Source organism: Ligilactobacillus sp. RTP31139st1_D10_RTP31139_211217 (assembly GCF_040226755.1).
Taxonomy (GTDB): Bacteria; Bacillota; Bacilli; order Lactobacillales; family Lactobacillaceae; genus Ligilactobacillus; species Ligilactobacillus animalis.
Genome location: NZ_JBCOAR010000018.1, coordinates 1 through 19,701 on the forward strand (window position 1 = coordinate 1; position 19,701 = coordinate 19,701).

General features: G+C 41.9%; 18 protein-coding genes. All 18 read right to left on the minus strand.

The features are described 5' to 3' along the window. The coding region (locus ABT996_RS09360) for a UvrA family protein (RefSeq protein ID WP_502882682.1) at positions 1 to 1,064 on the minus strand (1,064 nt) is incomplete at its 3' end. 18 nt (positions 1,065 to 1,082) lie between these two features. After that, complete coding sequence (gene uvrB, locus ABT996_RS09365) at positions 1,083 to 3,083, minus strand: excinuclease ABC subunit UvrB (RefSeq protein ID WP_010689291.1); 2,001 nt, start codon at positions 3,081 to 3,083, stop codon at positions 1,083 to 1,085. 123 nt (positions 3,084 to 3,206) lie between these two features. Further along, positions 3,207 to 4,934 (minus strand): phospho-sugar mutase, encoded by a 1,728-nt coding sequence (locus ABT996_RS09370; protein ID WP_035447336.1) that lies wholly within the window; start codon positions 4,932 to 4,934, stop codon positions 3,207 to 3,209. A 139-nt stretch (positions 4,935 to 5,073) separates the two neighbouring features. Continuing rightward, a complete protein-coding gene (gene trxB, locus ABT996_RS09375; protein ID WP_035447339.1) occupies positions 5,074 to 6,000 on the minus strand; it encodes a thioredoxin-disulfide reductase in 927 nt (308 codons plus the stop codon). Between the two features lie 74 nt (positions 6,001 to 6,074). Next, entirely contained in the window at positions 6,075 to 6,917 is an 843-nt protein-coding gene (gene lgt, locus ABT996_RS09380) for a prolipoprotein diacylglyceryl transferase (RefSeq protein ID WP_010689403.1), read from the minus strand. A 10-nt stretch (positions 6,918 to 6,927) separates the two neighbouring features. Next, entirely contained in the window at positions 6,928 to 7,872 is a 945-nt protein-coding gene (gene hprK / locus ABT996_RS09385) for an HPr(Ser) kinase/phosphatase (RefSeq protein ID WP_010689405.1), read from the minus strand. A gap of 217 nt (positions 7,873 to 8,089) precedes the next feature. Continuing rightward, the gene (locus ABT996_RS09390) at positions 8,090 to 8,446 is read right to left on the minus strand and encodes a phage holin family protein (RefSeq protein ID WP_004048289.1); all 357 of its coding nucleotides are present in this window, start codon (positions 8,444 to 8,446) and stop codon (positions 8,090 to 8,092) included. A 1-nt stretch (position 8,447) separates the two neighbouring features. Continuing rightward, positions 8,448 to 8,771 carry a PspC domain-containing protein gene (locus ABT996_RS09395; protein ID WP_035447341.1) on the minus strand — a complete coding sequence of 108 codons (324 nt, stop codon included), beginning with the start codon at positions 8,769 to 8,771 and terminating at the stop codon, positions 8,448 to 8,450. A gap of 25 nt (positions 8,772 to 8,796) precedes the next feature. Next, the gene (locus tag ABT996_RS09400) at positions 8,797 to 10,176 is read right to left on the minus strand and encodes a sensor histidine kinase (protein WP_035447344.1); all 1,380 of its coding nucleotides are present in this window, start codon (positions 10,174 to 10,176) and stop codon (positions 8,797 to 8,799) included. Further along, on the minus strand, positions 10,169 to 10,882 hold the full coding sequence (locus ABT996_RS09405; protein WP_035447619.1) for a response regulator transcription factor: 714 nt from the start codon (positions 10,880 to 10,882) through the stop codon (positions 10,169 to 10,171). The genes ABT996_RS09400 and ABT996_RS09405 overlap by 8 nt, the downstream gene beginning before the upstream one ends. A 45-nt stretch (positions 10,883 to 10,927) precedes the next feature. After that, a complete protein-coding gene (locus tag ABT996_RS09410; protein WP_035447347.1) occupies positions 10,928 to 12,070 on the minus strand; it encodes a PDZ domain-containing protein in 1,143 nt (380 codons plus the stop codon). A 195-nt stretch (positions 12,071 to 12,265) separates the two neighbouring features. Further along, positions 12,266 to 13,153 carry a permease-like cell division protein FtsX gene (gene ftsX, locus ABT996_RS09415; protein WP_010689413.1) on the minus strand — a complete coding sequence of 296 codons (888 nt, stop codon included), beginning with the start codon at positions 13,151 to 13,153 and terminating at the stop codon, positions 12,266 to 12,268. Next, a complete protein-coding gene (ftsE, locus tag ABT996_RS09420) occupies positions 13,134 to 13,829 on the minus strand; it encodes a cell division ATP-binding protein FtsE (protein WP_035447349.1) in 696 nt (231 codons plus the stop codon). Before ftsE ends, ftsX begins: the two co-directional genes overlap by 20 nt. Positions 13,830 to 13,849: 20 nt before the next feature. After that, positions 13,850 to 14,966, minus strand: a protein-coding gene (gene prfB, locus ABT996_RS09425) for a peptide chain release factor 2 (RefSeq protein WP_179854475.1) whose coding sequence is annotated in 2 segments (ribosomal slippage) — positions 13,850 to 14,893 and positions 14,895 to 14,966 — 1,116 coding nt in all. Because the reading frame shifts where the segments join, the coding sequence is not laid out codon by codon here. Positions 14,967 to 15,041: 75 nt separating this feature from the next. After that, on the minus strand, positions 15,042 to 17,402 hold the full coding sequence (gene secA / locus ABT996_RS09430; protein ID WP_010689416.1) for a preprotein translocase subunit SecA: 2,361 nt from the start codon (positions 17,400 to 17,402) through the stop codon (positions 15,042 to 15,044). A gap of 157 nt (positions 17,403 to 17,559) precedes the next feature. Further along, positions 17,560 to 18,114: a ribosome hibernation-promoting factor, HPF/YfiA family gene (gene hpf, locus ABT996_RS09435; RefSeq protein ID WP_004048318.1), complete on the minus strand. Its 555-nt coding sequence runs from the start codon at positions 18,112 to 18,114 to the stop codon at positions 17,560 to 17,562. Positions 18,115 to 18,264: 150 nt separating this feature from the next. Beyond that, entirely contained in the window at positions 18,265 to 18,954 is a 690-nt protein-coding gene (locus ABT996_RS09440; RefSeq protein ID WP_225361399.1) for a ComF family protein, read from the minus strand. Continuing rightward, a partial coding sequence (locus ABT996_RS09445; protein ID WP_349924671.1) for a helicase-related protein occupies positions 18,935 to 19,701 on the minus strand: 767 nt, incomplete at its 5' end. The genes ABT996_RS09440 and ABT996_RS09445, both read right to left, overlap by 20 nt.

Here is a 19,701-nt window from a genome sequence, read left to right on the forward strand (position 1 = left end):
GTCTTATCTTTAGCACCATATAAAACGATATCTTGTTGTTCTTGCGGTAGATCTTCAAACGGTGTATCCATGTCGATCCCGAAGGCTTCACATGCTTGCTTTAATAGCGTTGGATAATATTTGGAACTGATCGGATTCCACGGTTCCATCGCCCCTTCGTTAAGGGTCTTTTTTCGATCAGGTACGACTAGATCGATATCGACTTCAAGTTTCATTCCTAACCCATCGCAATCTGGACAAGCTCCAAAAGGCGCATTGAAAGAAAAGAGTCGTGGCTCAAGTTCACCGATCGTAAAGCCACAATAAGGGCAAGCAAAATTTTCCGAAAATTGCAACATTTTATCGCCGATCACATCAACAAACACTCGACCTTCAGCCAAGCGTAACGTTGCTTCAAATGAATCAAATAATCGTGAACGGATCCCTTCTTTAACAACGATCCGATCGACTACTACAAAGATATCATGTTTGAGATTCTTATCTAGCTCGAGATCTTCAGCAATATCATGCATTTTTCCATCGATCATAACTCGGACAAAGCCTTCACGTTTGATCTTCTCTAAAACTTTTTTATGCTGTCCCTTTTTACCTACCACGATCGGTGCTAAGATCTGGAGTTTAGTCCTTTCAGGGAGTTGCAAGACTCGATCGACCATTTGCTCAGGCGATTGGCTCGTGATCTCACTGCCATCATTAGGACAGATCGGCGTACCTACGCGAGCCCATAACAAACGCAAATAGTCATTGATCTCCGTTACAGTCCCAACCGTTGAACGTGGGTTTTTCGAAGTCGTCTTTTGATCGATCGAGATCGCTGGCGAAAGTCCATCGATCGAATCGACATCGGGTTTGTCCATCTGACCTAAAAATTGCCTAGCATAAGCTGACAAACTCTCAACATAGCGGCGTTGGCCTTCAGCATATAAAGTATCAAAGGCGAGCGAACTTTTACCTGAACCGGAAAGCCCCGTGATCACGACAAGTTTTTCTTTAGGGATCTCAACATTGATATCTTTTAAATTATGCTCTCTAGCACCACGGATCGTAATCTTATTTTTTCCCACAACTTTCATCCTTTCTACTTAATCAAGCTGTGCTTTTAATTCCATCACAGTATCACGTAAAGCGGCTGCATCCTCAAAGTCAAGGTTCTTAGCAGCAGTACGCATTTGCTCCTCTAAACGTGCGATCATTTCGCGTTGTTCTTGTTTGCTCAATTCATCAAAATCGAGTTTATCATTTAAAGCTTTAGTGCTTTCTTTTGGTTTAGTCGTCATGGTGATCACATCACGGATCTCCTTTTTGACTGTTTTTGGCACGATCCCATGTTCTTCATTGTATTGTATTTGGATCGTCCGACGTCGAGCTGTTTCGTCCATCGCTGCTTGCATCGAATCTGTTACTGTATCAGCATACATGATCACATGCCCATTTTCATTTCGCGCAGCTCGGCCGATCGTTTGGATCAAAGACCGTTCATTGCGCAAAAAGCCTTCTTTATCAGCATCTAAGATCGCAACTAATGAGACCTCTGGCACATCGATCCCTTCACGTAATAAATTGATCCCAACGAGCACATCAAATTTTCCTAAACGTAGATCGCGCACGATCTGGGTCCGTTCAAGTGTCTTGATATCAGAATGCAGATACTTGACTTTAATACTCATCTCTTTAAAGTAATCGGTCAGATCTTCTGCCATTTTCTTAGTCAAAGTCGTTACAAAGACGCGCTCATCGCGCTCAGTTCTTTTGGCGATCTCAGCCACTAGATCGTCCATTTGTCCCATGATCGGACGAACTTCAACTTCTGGATCCAATAATCCCGTCGGTCGAATGATCTGTTGCACGACCGTATCGGTACGTTCTTGTTCATAAACACCTGGGGTCGCCGACATATAAATGATCTGATTTACTCGTTCTTCAAATTCAGCTAACTTTAATGGGCGGTTATCTAAGGCACTTGGAAGGCGGAAACCGTAATCGACTAGCATCTGTTTACGTGAGCGGTCACCATTGTACATCCCGCGCACTTGGGGCATCGTAACATGGGATTCATCGACTACGATCAAAAAATCATCGGGGAAGAAGTCCAACAACGTATATGGTGCTTCACCCGGTTTTCTTCCATCCATATGCCGTGAATAATTTTCGATCCCTGAACAATATCCCATTTCACGCAACATCTCAATGTCGTATGTCGTTCGTTGTTCTAAACGTTGAGCTTCTAACAACTTGCCATCAGCGCGCAAGACTTCTAACCTTTGAGCTAATTCGGCTTCGATGCTCTTGATCGATCCTTCTAAGCGTTCACCACTTGTCAAAAAGTGAGTTGCTGGGAAGATGACAACGTGATTGCGATCACCCAAGATCTCTCCAGTCAAAGGGTCAACTTCTCGGATCCGGTCGATCTCATCCCCAAAAAATTCAACTCTAAGCGCTTGTTCATCACGTGAAGCTGGGAAGATCTCGACAACATCGCCGCGAACACGAAAGCGTCCCCGTTGAAAGTCGATATCGTTACGTTCAAATTGAACATCGATCAGTTGGTTCAACAACTTATCTCTTTCGATCTCTTGACCTACTCGCAATGAAAGAGCTTGATCACGATATTCTTTTGGATCACCTAAACCAAATATCGATGAAACTGAGGCCACCACGATCACATCATTGCGCTCTAATAACGAACTAGTCGCAGAGTGGCGTAATTTATCGATCTCATCATTGATGCTCGAATCCTTTTCGATATAAGTATCACTTGAAGGAACATAAGCTTCAGGTTGATAGTAATCGTAGTAGGATACAAAATATTCAACAGCATTGTCTGGGAAAAATTCTTTGAACTCCCCGTAGAGCTGTCCCGCCAAGGTCTTATTATGGGCTAAGACCAAAGTTGGCTTGTTGGCTTTAGCGATCACATTTGAGATCGTAAAAGTTTTCCCGGTCCCAGTAGCCCCTAATAAGATCTGTTCTTTTTTACCAGCTTTGATCCCGGTCGCAAGCTCAGCGATCGCTTGTGGTTGATCTCCAGTTGGTTGATATTTTGAAACTAATTTGAACTCTTTATCGGCTTGACGTTCGATCAAATGATTACCCCCTCATTAAAAACTATTGCTTACAAGATTATACCACAACGAACGTATTTTCGCATCAGCAGAATCAAAAAAGACACGGCCATTTACCGTGTCTTCAGCATCTAACAGCTAATTTTAGCCCTTGATGAAATCATTGATTGCTTTTTCAAATTTTTCACATTTAGCTTGTGCATCAGCTTCGGAATCACCTTGTGTACCAATGTAAAATTTGATCTTTGGTTCTGTACCTGAAGGACGAACTGCGATCCAAGTTCCATCTTCAAGGAAGTACTTCAAAACATTTGACTTAGGCAAGTTGATCGCTGTCACATTCCCAGCTGCATCTTGGCGACTAGAAGCTTGATAATCTTCAGCTGCGATCACTTTATAACCAGCAAAATCAGTTGGTAATTCTTGACGGAACTTAGCCATCAAATCTTTGATCTCTTGTGCACCTTCGATCCCATCAAAGGTCAAAGCGATCGTCTTTTCAGCAAAATAGCCGTATTTTTCAAATAATTCTTGGAGACCATCGTATAAGTTCTTACCTTGTTTCTTGTAGAAGGCAGCTACTTCAGCTAATAGTACCAAAGATTGGATCGCATCTTTATCGCGCACGAATGGACGGATCAAATAACCATAACTTTCTTCAAAGCCTAACATGAAGCTGTGTTCATTGGTTTCTTCAAAATGTTGGATCTGTTCGGCAATGAACTTGAACCCAGTCAAGACATTGATCGCTTCGACCCCAAAATCAGCTGCAACTTTAGCAGCAAATTCACTTGAAACGATTGATTTTACTAAAGCCCCGTTTGCAGGCAAGTTACCTGCTTTTTTACGAGCCGTTAAAATATAGTTCAACATCAAAGCTGCGATCTGGTTACCTGTCAACAATTCGTATTCGCCATCTGGTTGACGAACAGCTGCTCCCAAACGGTCTGCATCAGGATCGACAGCTACTAAAAGATCAGCTTTTTGGCTCTTGCCTAATTTGATCGCTAAATCAAAAGCTTCTGTAAATTCAGGGTTTGGATGTTCAACGGTTGAGAACTCTGGATCTGGCATTGCTTGTTCTGGGACCATCGTAAAGTCTTCAAAACCAGCTTGACGTAAGGCTTTTTCACCTAACATCCCACCAGTACCGTGAAGTGGAGTAAAGACCAACTTCATCGTTTTACCCTCTTCAGCCACTAACTCACGATCGATCGTTACTTCTTTGGCATTTTCTAAGTAAACTTCATCGACTTCTGAACCGATGACTTTCAATGTTCCATCATTGATCAAAGCATCTTTATCAGCAACTTCAACGGCAAAAAGATCATCAACTTCGCGGATATAATTCGTGATCATATCTGATTCTTTTGGTGGCATTTGCGCCCCATCTTCACCATAGATCTTATAACCGTTATATTGTTTTGGATTATGGCTCGCTGTGATCATGATCCCTGCATAAGCATGTAGATGCCGAACGGTAAAGGATAGTTCTGGGGTCGGACGTAAGCTTTCAAAGACAAAGCTTGGAATCCCGTGTGCCCCTAAAACACGTGCTGCTTCAAAAGCAAATTCTTGTGACATGTGACGTGAATCATAACTGATCGCTACACCACGTAATTTTGTTTCTTCATCCAAGGTATCCATAAAGCGTGCCAAACCTTCAGTTGCTTGGCGCACAGTATAAATATTCATGCGGTTAATCCCAGCACCGATCAAGCCACGCATCCCAGCTGTCCCAAATTCCATTGGTGTATAGAAGGCATCTTCCAATGCTTCTTTATCATTTACGATCTTATCAAGGTCTTCCCGAACTTCAGGTGCTAGATCAGGTTGTTTGTTCCAAATAGTATAAGTCTCTTCCCAACTCATATAATCACCTCATTTATCTATTCAAATCTAGTATACTATCAATCGTCTAAACTTGCTATAACAAGCACTTTTACGCTTACAAAAAATTTATTCGATATCAAAAAGCACTAGCAGTAAAACTACCACTAGTGCTATTCGTTTAATCCTTCAAGCTTTCTATATAATTGAACGCCTGTTGCCCAGCAATACTTCCATCGCCAACAGCGGTCGTGATCTGGCGTAATTCTTTAGCCCGAACATCGCCGATCGCATAAACACCAGGTAAACTAGTCCGCATCAACTCATCGGTATTGATCCAGCCCTGTTCATCAGTGATCCCAAGCGTTTTGAACGGTTCAGTCAAAGGAATGACCCCCACATAGATAAAGACACCATTGACCTTTAATTCACCGTCTTCACCGGTCTTTTTGTTATGTGTCGATACACTCGTGACTTTTTGCCCATCGCCATTGATCTTTGTTACGACCGTATCCCATGTAAAGTCGATCTTATCGTTAGCAAAAGCACGCTCTTGCAAGATCTTTTGGGCCCGTAATTGGTCTCTACGGTGGATGATATTGACATTTGAAGCTAACTTAGACAAATAGACACCCTCTTCAACGGCGGAATCACCGCCACCGATCACGGCTAGTGGCTGATCTTTAAAGAAAGCACCATCACAAACTGCACAATAAGAAACACCCCGACCAGCATATTCGGCTTCGCCTTCAACACCTAATTTCCGGTATTGCGAACCTGTGGCAATGATCACAACAGGTGCTTCATATGTTTCATTATCGGTAATGACTTGTTTTAGATCACCATTGACTTCAACTTTTTCAACGCTACCGTATGCATATTCTGCTCCGAATTGGATCGCGCCTTGATACATTTTTTCAGCTAAGTCTGGTCCTAAGATCGACTTAAATCCGGGATAATTTTCAACTTCAGCGGTATTGTTCATTTGACCACCATAGATTCCACGGTCTAAGATCAAAACCGACAAATTAGCCCGTGAAGCATATAAGCCAGCCGTCAAGCCCCCAGGACCTGCACCGATCACGATCACATCATATTTTTTAGCCATAATATCTTCACCTTCCTATTTACTTGATGATACTCTTCTAAAATTGCTGAAACAACTTCAAATATTAAGCTCAATTATTTAAGCTCTCGCCCGTATTTAACATTTCCGGCTAAATACCAAGGTTCATTGGGACGATAATAACGCCGATATGCGATCAAAATGATCGCCCCAATAAACAAGATGACTGACAACCATTGCGAAACGCGCAAAGCACCTAACATCAAGCTATCTGTTCGCATCCCTTCAATGAAAAATCTGCCAAAGGAATACCAAGCGACATAAGTCAAAAAGATCTCGCCTCGTTTAAAGAGATGCTTACGATGGCGTAACAACATCAAGATCACAAAGCCTAAGATATCCCACACCGACTCATACAAAAAGGTCGGTTGGTAATAGATCCCGTTGATATTCATCTGGTCAATGATAAATCCGGGCAAATGCAAGCTCGTCAAAAATGCATGTGATACGGCTTCACCATGGGCTTCTTGATTGATGAAATTGCCCCACCGACCGATACCTTGAGCTAAGATCACAGTTGGCGAAATGATATCTAAAAATAGCCAAGCCGACAACTGTTTCTTACGGCAGAAGATCACTAAAACGAGCAATGCGCCCAACAAGCCACCATAGATCGCGATCCCGCCATCCCAGATCCGATAGATCTCACTAAGATCATTTTGATAATACTGCCATTGGAAAATGACATAGTAAGCTCGCGCACTGATCAAAGCGATCGGTAGCGCCCATAAGATATAATCATAAAAATCATCGGCGGGGACTTGTCTTTTCTTACCTTCACTAACTGCAAGGTATAAGGCTAATAAAACCGCACATCCAATGATCACTCCATACCAGTGGACCTGCAGTCCCCCTAGACTAAAAGCGATCGGATCGATGACACCTAAACTAAAATTCAATTCTCAACACCTATTTCTCTTCTGCTGAATTTTCACTGATCAACTCATTTAAATTACGTTCAAAGGCCTTTGTCGCATCATAGCCCATCGTCTTTGCCCGATAATTCATTGCAGCGGCTTCAATGATGATCGCTAAGTTGCGCCCAACTTTCACTGGGATCGAGATCTTAGGTATTTCAACATCAAAGATCGTTACCCGTTGCTCACCGTTCCCTAAACGATCGAATTGTTTATCTTTTTCCCAATTTTCCAAATGGATGATCAAAGAGATATCAGTCTTCGCTCTGACAGCACCTGCCCCAAAGAGATTCATGACATCGATGATCCCGACACCTCTGATCTCTAACAAATGGCGTAAGATCCGTGGTGCTTCACCGATCAATGTCTGTTCATCTTGTTGGTGAACCTCAACGCGGTCATCGGCGATCAATCGATGCCCACGTTTGATAAGATCAAGCGCCGTTTCAGATTTACCAACACCTGAATCGCCAGTGATCAATACCCCAAGACCATAAATATCAACTAAGACCCCATGTAACGATTTACGTTGGGCTAAACGACCACTCAAATAATCGGTCAACTTAGCTGAAACACGTGTCGTTGGCAATTTAGTCCGTAAGATCGGAATATGATGTTCTTCAGCCGCAGCTTTCATTTCAGCTGGAACGGCTAAATAACGTGAGACCACAAAGCATGGCGTGTTGGGACCACAAAGTTCATCCATGATCTTTTTGCGCGCTTCTGAACTCATCTTATTACCATATGAGATCTCCGTCATCCCAAAAAGTTGGATCCGCTCTTCTGGATAATAATCAAAGTAGCCGGTCAATTCCAACCCAGGACGTGAAATGTCTTCGGTCGTGATCTGGCGTTCTTCTAAGTATTGTTCTCCAGAATAGACTTCTAAATTACTGATATCTGCTACTAATTTTTTTACACTAACAGTATTCGCCATTTGTCTTCTGCTATATAAACGTGAACTAGCATGATAATCATGCTATAGAAAGAAATATAGCTTTTCCCTTCTTGATTTATTTACCATCAGCATATCGCCTGACCTAATGCTGATAGTTTAAAGATGTCGTCCATCTCTGCTTGATCCACTCCACATTTCATCTTTCTAAAAGGATCTAACTACAGATAATTCTAACCGTGAAAAGCGTTTTCAGCAATTAATAATTACTATTTTGTGTGGTGTAGTTGGTGATCACTAAGTTTACGATACTTAAAATGATCGCCACCATCATCGCCGACCAAAAACTTGAAAACTCAAACGAATTTCCGACCAAAAACGAGGTCAATTCCAACATAAAGGCATTGATGAACAGGTAAAAGATCCCCAAAGTCATCACTGTGATCGGTAAAGATAAGATGACCAATAACGGTTTGACGAACATGTTCAACAAACCTAAAATGATCGCAGCTAGACAAGCGATCCACACGCTTGAAACGTGAAAATAAGTTGGGAAAAAGCCCGCTGTTGCTAAAAAGACCAATACGGTGATCAAAGTTCGTTGCCAAAAATTCATCTTATTTGCCTCCCTTTTTATTTTGCTTAACATCTCTTTCTTTAGCATCTGTCACTGGACGGCGCTTTTCTTCTTGTTGGCCAAAGCGACTGAGCAAGGTAAAGACGTCATTATACTTTTCATTGGGATGTTTAGGTAGATAAAGTGCCAAACCTAAATATAACAAGATCGGAACATAAACTAATAGTGGCACTAACTTGCAAGCGACTGCGACCACTAAAAAGATGGTCCGAACGACCCATGGTGAAATATTAAAATACTCGGCGATCCCGGCACACACACCACAGATCACTGAATCATTGGAGCGATAAAGTTTCTTTCTCATCCTCATTTTTCCTCTCTTTTCATTCTTATGTTAAAAATAACGGTAAAGTCACCGTAAATTTGGTTCCATTTTTGTACGGACTCGTGACAACGATCTGCCCGGATAAAGCCTCGACTGCCTCTTTAACGATTGCTAAGCCTAAGCCACTTCCTTCAGCTGAGCGCGCTTTATCTGCGCGGTAGAAGCGCTCATAGATCCGCTCTTTATCAGCTTGAGCAAGAGTTTGACCTGTGTTATAGACAACTAAACGCCACTCATTAGCTGAGCTAGTAGCTGTGAGTTTGATCTTACCATCTACTACATTATATCTGATAGCATTTTGGATCAAATTGCTGATTATATGTTGTAGATACTTGATATCACAACTTATCTCAAAGTCATCCGGGATCTGCAACTCGATCGCTAAATTTTTAGCCTTACTTTGAGCTAAATAGCTGGCTAAGATCCGCTCGCAAAATGCTTTGAGCTTGATCTGCTCTAATTTTAATTCCTGCGTTCTTTTATTATGGGCAAGCGCCGAGATATCCTCGATCAACTCGGTCAACTGCTGACTTTGTTCAAAGATGATCTGCACAAAATCACGTGCGGTCTTCTTATCATCCAAGGCTCCAGCTAAAAGTGTCTCACTGAATCCTTGGATCGCAGTTAGCGGCGTCTTTAATTCATGACTCGCATTTGCCATGAATTCACGCTGCTTGACCTCTAATTGCTTGATCTCGGTCACATCATTAAAGATACACATCACTGAATAATGGTGGCGACTCAAGGGAACATAGACTACCTGCACCTCAAACCACTCATTGCTCTGAGCAACCTTTTTTTGCCACAGGAGCCGTTGATCTTCTTTAGTCTGGTAGACTTTTTGGGTAACAGCGATCAGCTCGACTGCCGTAAATACTTGATAAAACGGCTGACCCTTGAGCTCTGTTGTATTTAATATACTGGCTAACACATGATTATACAAGACCGTTTGTTTACGCTGATCAAAGACGATCACGCCACTGGTCAACGACTGTAACAGCGTTAAATAGTCACGATTTTGTTGCTGATAACTTCGTAAAAGGTTACGCTGATTAGATTGCAGGCGATTCACCAAACGGGAGAGTTGATAATACTCATCATCTTTTGGTAATAGGACATGGCGACTTGGCTGATTTTCAACTAATTCACTTAGCTTTTTGAGCAACAAGGCTTGGCTGGCTAAGCGCCGTTTTGCTTGGCGTTTAAAAAAGAGATAGTTGCCTAATGCCACTAAGATCACCGCTAAAAAGATCCAAGCTGCTCCTTCTTCTTGCCACACAGTCAAAAAATGTTCATGAAAGATCACGCCATAAACCAAGCCGACTGCTAAAACTTCGCCTAACGATAGTAATAAATATCGCCATAGTTCACGCATCTCAGTCATCAGTTCCACCATTGAAGCGATAGCCAAAGCCACGTAAAGTTTCTATATACTTTGGCTTTTTAGGATCTGGCTCTAATTTTTCACGCAGATGGCTGACGTGCATATCGATCATGCGCGTTTGGCCCACATAATCATAGCCCCAGACGCCGTTCAATAATTTCTCACGACTCAGGACTCTTCCCGGGCGTTTGATAAAATAGGCCAATAGTTCAAACTCTTTTGGGGTCAAAGCTACGGTCTGATCATTTGCCGTGACCTTGACTCGTTCTAGATCCACTGTGAAATCTGGATATTTAAAAAGTGTTTGCGTATCAACTTTTGGTGTAGGTGTTACTTCTTTAGGTGTGATCCGCCGACTGATCGCTTTTAAGCGCGCGATGACTTCTCGAGGCGAAAACGGCTTAGTCAAATAGTCATCCGCTCCTAATTCTAATCCGATGATCTTATCAAGCTCTTGATCGCGTGCTGTAATGATCAAGATCGGGGTCATCACTTTTTCTTGCCGCAAGCGTTTAGTTATCTCTAAGCCATCTAATTTAGGTAACATCACATCTAACAAAATAAAATCATATTCATTGTTCAAAGCTAGTTCATAGCCCGCTTGACCGTCACTGCTAGTTGTCGTTTGGTAACCTGCCTGCTCTAAATTATACTTGAGCAGGGTCTTTATCGCAGTGTCATCTTCAACTACTAATACTTTTTTCACGTTCATCTACGACCTTGTTTCACCAAAGTCGTCCCCCTTTGCATCTTATTCAAATAATACCAATCCGATCTCATGTGGTGAATCAGCATAGATCGCACTTTCAGCTAATTTCAATTCACCTTCAAAGTTTTTGACTTTTAAACGACAATAAGCCGGACTTTTTTGTAATGCTTCATAAAGTTCATCACCTGTAGCTACTTTTATCCCGTTACATTCAAGGATGATATCACCAACTTCAAGTTTCATCTTAGCTGCTGGTGTCTCTGGTTTGACCGCTACGATCCGTACACCCTCCGAAGTTTCCACATACCAACGTTTAGCATCATGGTCGGCTTTCAAACGACCAAAAGCTTGGGCGACCAAGATCAATAACAGCCCAGCAATCCCGTAAAAGCCTACTACTGGTACAAAATATGCTACTAATGCTAAAAGACCAGCTAAAAATGCAATCAGATAACTTTGGCGTTGGCGTAAGTGTAAAGCTTCTTTTGGTTGTTGCTTATAGATCTTGCAAAAAGCCCCCACAAATAGTGGCACTACCATAAAATGCGTTAAATACTGGCTCGGGTCAAGCCACTGTTGCCAAGAATCAAAATTCATTCCCGGTATAAACATGATCAGTGGAAAGACCGTAAATTCACGCCAAGTATAACCCGCGATCCGGCGCCCACGTTTACCGGCAAAGATCTTAGGACTAAACCATTCAGCTTTATTTTCACGGGCTAAAAAAGCTTGGAAAAGAGCTAAGATCGCAGTTAAAAGCAAAATAGCACTGCCAAAGCGAGTTCCCAGTTCATGAGGTAAAATATAGCTTGCCCAACTAGCATCACTTCCAAACGGCGTCTCACTCAAGACAAAGGTCACCGTTCCAGTGACCAAAAGTGCTGCTAGACTAAGATCGCCTACATTGATGAACAAAAGTGCCACGACTGCTAAGATCTGGTATAAGACCAATGTCTGCGTTGGTAAACTCAGTCCAAAGATAAGCGCAAACAATGACCCCAGCACTAAAAATAACAAGCCATGTTTGATAAAATGCCGTGCTTCATAAAAATCCCGATCGATCGCGATCCGAAAATTACGACGTTCATTTTTTAAGCGTAATTGATAAGATATCAAGGTCATCAAGATCCCCGCCCAAAATAGCGGCTGGATAAAAAAGAGACCCACACTTTTTAAAAGTTGCAAAGACTCCAGTCCTTTCTAAGTGTTTGGTTACATTATAACAATTTTTGCGGATGAAACATACTTATAGCTTTGAAAACCATCATAACCAAAAAGACTGTGCCATAAGTTTAACAATACACAAAGGGTCCACCACGATGCCAAACATCATGGTGGACCCTTCGGTGTGTTGACCGCATTGGCCTACACTATTAATTACTAAATTTTTAAGAAACGGCTCATTGAAAGACCAGAACCTAAAGCCCCGATAATGATCCCGATCGCAGCTAACAAGAGATCAATCTGCCATAAGAATGTTCCTGGCGTCAACAATTGATAACCTGTACTTGCCATTGAACTTGACATAATACCGTATAACCATAAATAAGCGATATCGACCAAGACGATCGGTAAAATAGCCCCTAAAAAGCCCGTCCAAGCGCCTTCTAAGATAAATGGCCAGCGAATATAACTATTAGTTGCCCCAACTAAACGCATGATCGCAATTTCATTGCTCCGTGATAAGATAGTGATCCGGATCGTGTTAGAGATCAAGAAGACTGCCACAAAGAGCAAGAGCAAACTGATCACTAAGCCCCAACGTTGGATCGCAGCTACCGCCTTAAATAACTTCTTGGCTGAAGCTCCACCGTATCGTGTATCATACACATATTGTAACTTTTTAGCTTTTTTAGCTACACTGATCGTTTCAGCTGGGGAATTCGTATCAACGATAAAAATATCGTAAAGTGGGTTATCGTCACCCTTGAATAATTGAAATTCTTTCCCATAAGTTCCGACCACGTTGTTCAACTCGTTTTTCTTACTTGAAAAACTGATCTTTTGAACACCATCGATCTTTTGTAATTTTGCTTTCAACTGTGCTTGTTGTTCTTTGGTTGCATCACGATCGATAACGACCCGAACTTGCACATCATTTTCAACATCATGAGCAACTTTATTGATATTTAGCAAGATCGAAAGTAAAACTCCGACTAAGATCAAAGTCACAGTTACCGCACTAACAGCGGCAACTGACATCCAACCATTGCGTTTTAAGCTCTTTAAACTTTCCTTCAAATGGCGCTTAAGCGTGACTGTTTTCATCAGTATAATCCCCCTCTTCTTGATCTCGAACGATCTTGCCATCCGAAATTTCGATCACGCGATGCCGATATTCATTTACAATAAAGCTATTGTGGGTCGCCATAACGATCGTTGTACCTTCTTGATTGATCTTTTCTAAGATATCCATGATCCCACGAGCTGTGTCTGGATCAAGGTTACCCGTTGGTTCATCGGCGATCAAGATCGTTGGTTTGTTTGCGATCGCACGTGCAATTGCGACACGTTGTTGTTCCCCACCGGACAATGCATCTGGGAAACTATCTTTTTTATCAGCTAGACCAACAAGATCTAAGACATGAGCGACCCGTTTTTCAACTTCTTCAGGTTCTTTTTCGATAACATGAAGCGCATAAGCTACATTTTCAAAAACAGTCAGGCGTGGTAATAGTTTGAAATCTTGGAACACGATCCCTAATTCACGCCGTAAAAAAGGAACCTCATGATTTCTCATACTCTCTAAGTTATAGTCATTTACCTTGATATGACCCGAAGTAGGTACTTCTTCATGATACATCATTTTGATAAAGGTCGATTTCCCTGCCCCACTAGGACCAACGACATAAACAAAGTCGCCTTGCTCGATCTTTAAGTAAATGTGATCATTTGCCAATGTATCGCCGTCATATTTTTTGACAACATCTTTATATTCTATCAAGCTGTTTCTTCCTTTCTTTTTTAGCTTGGATTTGTTTTTTGTAATTTCCATTGGAGATAAGCATTGATAAAACCATCTAGATCTCCATCCATTACTGCTTGCGTATTACCTGTTTCAAAATTGGTCCGGTGATCTTTGACCATTGAATATGGGTGGAAGACATAGGAACGGATCTGAGAGCCCCAACCGATATCTAGTTGCTCGCCCTGGATCTCAGCCCGTTTTTTCTCTTGTTCTTCTAATTCGATCTGATACAGTTTCGAGCGTAACATTTTTTCAGCGGTCGCCCGGTTTTGGAATTGCGAACGCTGAGCTTGACTGGACACAACGATCCCCGTTGGTTCGTGGATCAAGCGCACAGCTGATGAGGTCTTGTTGATATGCTGTCCCCCAGCACCACTAGCTCGGAAGACTTCCATCTTGATATCTTCTGGACGCAACTCAACTTCCACATCATCATCCAACTCAGGCATAACGTTGACCGAAGCAAATGATGTGTGCCGACGACCAGCCGAATCAAAAGGTGAGATCCGGACTAAACGATGAACACCTTTTTCACCACGTAAATAGCCATATGCATTATGCCCCGAGATCGTCAGTGTTACCGACTTGATCCCAGCTTCATCACCAGGTTGATAGTCTTGGGTCGTGACCGTGAAATTGTGTTGCTCGGCCCAACGAGTATACATTCGTAACAACATTGAACCCCAATCTTGTGATTCGGTCCCCCCAGCACCGGGGTGGATCTCCAAGATCGCATCATCTTTGTCGTAAGGCTCATTTAGCAATAATGTCAGCTGATAACTTTCTAACTTTTGCTTAGTCGCAGTATAGTTTTCCGCTAATTCAGACAACATTTCGTCCTCGGGTGCTTCTTGGACCAATTCATACAAAACTTCTAGTTCTTCGACCGCCGTAGCTAATTGATGAAAATTATCATATTTAGCCTTGAGCTCGTTATTTTCGTTGATGACCGTCTGAGCTTTAGTTTGATCATCCCAAAACCCCGGTTCAGCCATTTTCATTTCATTTTCTGAAATGAGTTCTTCCAGACCTTCTAAGTCAAAGAGACCCCCTAAAGTCCGAAATTTTAGCTTTCATCGCTTCGATTTCTTTCTTATATTCATTGATTTCCATAATTATTCCCTCAATTACAAATTACTCGTATGTAAGTCAAAAGAAGATCAGTCAAAACTGGTCTTCTTCTAACTACTAGCGACTAATATTTTGACGGATCTCAGCTTTCAAGAAGAGACGGGTCACATCATACTCAATGTCACCGACCATTTGCTCAAACATTCTGAAACCGTCTGATTGATATTCAACTAATGGATTTAGCTGACCATAACCACGCAACCCAATCGATTGACGTAATTGATCCATCTCATCGATATGATCAGTCCAACGGGCATCGACCACGCGCAAGATAACAACTTTTTCAAATTCTAGCATTTGCGCTTTATCATTCAATTGTGCTTCTTTAGCAGCATAGTTTTCTTCAGCCTTTTGCATCAAGTAAGAAACGATCTCTTCTTGGCTCTTACCTGCAAAATCATCTTTACTGATGCTATCTTCATTGACCATTGCACCGATCGCAAAATCAACGATCCCATCCAAATTCCAGTCTTTTTTATCGCCGACAGTATTCATTTGAACGTTATGTTCGACCGTCCGCTGGATCATCGGCATGATAACTGGCTTCAAGGATTCAGTTTCCATGATGACTTGTTGGCGTTGTGAGTAGATGACTTCACGTTGAGACCGCATCACGTCGTCGTATTGTAAAACTTGCTTACGTGTATCGTAGTTATTACCTTCGACCCGTTTTTGCGCTGATTCTACTTGGCGCGTGATCATCTTGGATTGGATCACAGTATCATCCGAGATGTTCATCGTTTCATAGAAATGTTTGATACGTTCAGAACCAAAACGCAGCATCAGATCATCTTCAAGTGAAAGGTAGAACTGTGTCACACCAGGGTCACCTTGACGCCCAGAACGACCACGCAACTGATTATCGATACGGCGTGATTCATGACGTTCGGTCCCGATAACAGCCAAACCACCGATCTCACGCACACCAGGTCCTAACTTGATATCAGTCCCACGACCAGCCATGTTTGTTGCGATCGTTACGGCGCCACGTTGGCCAGCATTAACGACGATCTCAGCTTCTTTAGCGTGATTTTTAGCATTCAATACGGCATGTGGGATCCCCGCTTGGTCTAACATTTGAGATAATAACTCAGATGTTTCGACCGCTACCGTACCGACCAAAACTGGTTGCCCCGTTGCATGGCGTTCCTTGATATCTTCGACTACGGCTTTAAACTTACTTTCCAAAGTTGGATATAACAGATCCGGACGGTCCTCACGCAAGATTGGACGGTTCGTTGGGATCGTTACGACTTCCATGTTGTAAATTTCACGGAATTCTTCTTTTTCAGTTTTAGCTGTCCCAGTCATCCCTGAGAGCTTTTTGTACATTCTAAAGAAGTTTTGGTAAGTGATGTTAGCCATCGTCTTAGTTTCTTCTTCGATCTTAACGTGTTCTTTAGCTTCGATCGCTTGGTGCAAACCATCTGAATAACGCCGACCATCCATGATACGTCCAGTAAATTGGTCAACGATCATGACTTCATCATTTTGGACCACATAATCTTTATCACGTAGCATGATGTAGTTAGCACGTAAAGCATTATCTAAGTGGTGGTTCAAAGCTGTATTGTCAGGATCAAATAAGTTAGTCAAACCAAAATATTTTTCACCTTTTTGGATACCTTCTTCGGTCAAGGAAACAGTCTTTGATTCTAGATCAACTTTAAAATCTTCGTCTTTTTTCAACGTCTTAGCAAAGCGATCAGCCCGAGTATATAACTGCGTAGCTGCAGTTGCTTGCCCCGAAATGATCAACGGTGTTCTCGCTTCATCGATCAAGATCGAATCGACCTCATCGACGATAACAAAGTTCAATGGACGTTGGACCATATCTTCACGGTAGACCACCATGTTATCACGCAAGTAGTCAAAACCAAGCTCACTGTTAGTTGAATATGTGATATCACAAGCATAAGCTTCACGTTTTTCTTCTGGAGTCTTATCCGCAACGTTCAACCCTACCGTTAAACCGAGCCAGTTATACAATTCACCCATCTCAGTAGCATCACGACTTGAAAGATATTCGTTAACGGTAACAACGTGGACCCCTTCACCTGATAAGGCATTAAGGTAGACCGGCATTGTCGCGGTCAAGGTTTTACCTTCACCAGTCCGCATTTCGGCAATATTACCTTCATGTAACACTGTACCCCCGATGATCTGGACCCGGTAAGGATATAGCCCCAACACACGTTTAGCCCCTTCGCGTGCGACCGCAAAGGCTTCCGGCAAGAGATCATCTAAAGTTTCACCATTTTGATAACGTTGTTTAAATTCAGGGGTCTTTGCTTTTAATTCTTCATCAGACAAAGCTTCCATGTCATTGGCATAAGCTTCGACTTGATCAGCGATCTTTCCAAGGCGTTTTAATTCGCGTTTATCGCTTTCGACCCATTTTTTTAGGACATTTGCCATTTACTTTATAAATCCTTTCTGCAACGATTACATTATTTTTTTCAAATAAAAATATACTTCTTCTTATTTTAGCATTTTATTGGTGCTCAAACAATTACAATTAGACTACAAAAAGCGCCTGAACTAAATCAGGCGCTTAAAGCATCACAAGGATAGCTTAGTTATTAGCTTCGATCAAGCCGTAACGACCATCTCTACGACGATAGACAATGTTTGTGCCTTCAGTTTCTGCATCTTCATAGATAAAGAAATCATGACCTAACATATCCATTTGCAAGATAGCCTCTTCTACGTCCATTGGTTTCAATGAAACGCTCTTTGTACGGACAACTTCGAATTTTTTATCTTCTTTTTCAGCTTGTTTTGGATCTTCGGTCGGAACGAATTCCATATGCTTGAAACCCTTTTCGCGTGATTTGCGATTGAGCTTTGTCTTATATTTTCTGATTTGGCGTTCAAGCTTATCCGTTACCAGATCAATGCTTGCATACATATCTGGTGAGGTCTCTTCGGCACGCAATACCAAATATGGAAGCGGGATCGTAACTTCTACCTTGCTGTTCTTGTCAGAATACACTTTAAGATTTACGTGAGCGGTAGAATTAGATGTATCCTCAAAATACTTTTCAAGTTTGGAAAGTTTCTTTTCCACATATTCACGGATCGCACCCGTAACCTCAATATTTTCACCACGAACATTAATCTTTAACATGATAACCTCTCCTTTCACAACTAAGCATTTTATATGCTTAAAAGACTAGGTATATACTTTATTAGTCTTACCTTATCTCTATTTTTATTATAATAGAAAGCGGTTAAATTAACAATTAATAACCACTCAACATTTATAAAATTTTATATATTAACGGGCTAGTGTCACTGAGCGTACACAGCCACAATTATGGGCCAACAACAATTCACGCGCATGATATAAGGTACTACCTGTCGTATAAATATCATCTACTAACAAAATATTTTTACGTTCTAGATCAGCTGGGCCTTGATAGCCAAAAGGTTGCGGCGTTGCCAGTCTCTCTTGTCGTGATTTATGCGACTGCGGACAACGGCCAAATTTTTTTAAATGATATAGATACATTTTCTTGGGTATATCTGGTAAAAAACCAACAACTTGATCAAAGCCTCGGGTAGCTAAGGTTTGTTCATCTACAGGGATCACGACTATTGACCATCCCCGGCGTAAATACTTCTTACAGTAAGCTTGCAATGTTTTGGCAAATATTTGGCGCAAACGGTAGTCCCCTTGAAATTTATAAGCTTCAAAGTACGCACGCATATTAGGTTCGGCATAGACGTAAAAGGCCTTGTTGTACAATAATTCTTTTTGCAAATTGCGCCAGCGAAGACAATCTTGGCACAATTTGCGCTGGGTTTGTTTACGCCCACAGCCCGGACAACTCGTTTTCTCAGCGATCGCAATAAACTTTTGATGGCACTTTTCGCAGATCGGTACAGTTTCAAAAGCTTGGAAGCTAAAAAACCAGCGCCATGAAAAATCAAACGCTAATGTAGCGTTACAAAGTAGACACTTCATCATTTTTTAACAACTGCGTAGCCTTTTTATTCAAAAGCTTGATCTGTTTTTTAGCTGCGCGTAAAGCCGATGTCATTTCCTGATAAGCCAAGATCACATCTCCTGTTGGATAGTCTTTATCTCTGCCAACACGGCCCGCGATCTGAACTAAGACCGTCTCAGAAAAGATCGGCGCATCGGCTTGCAATACCATGACATTCAAACGAGCGATCGTGATTCCACGTTCAAGGATAGTAGTCGTTACTAAATAGCGATCGCTCCCAGTGCGCAAATTTTTGACTTTTTGCAGTCGGTCAGGATCAAGAGCCGAAACACATTCCCCCTTTATCGCAGGCCAAAAATGCTGTAACTCTTCCAAAATTGGCTTTAGTAAGGCGATCTGGGGCACAAACACTAGAAAAGGTGTTTTATTTTTTATCCACTTGGCGAGATATCTTTTGATCCTTGCTTCAATTTTTTGTTTGGGGAAGTAAAGCTTGACCAATGTTATTTCGGGTAATAAATGCCGATGATAACGCAGCGGTAGACAAGTCACCGCTAGCTTTTCTTGGTGGATCTGTTGTTTTAAATAACGATCAGGGGTCGCCGTCAGATATAGCGTACTCGAATTTATTTTTTTAGCATTCGCGACGGCATAATGCAATTGATGGTCATTAACATAAGGAAAAGCATCGACTTCATCGATCACCAATAGATCGAATGCGTGATAAAACCGCAATAATTGATGCACTGTGCACACTACTAACT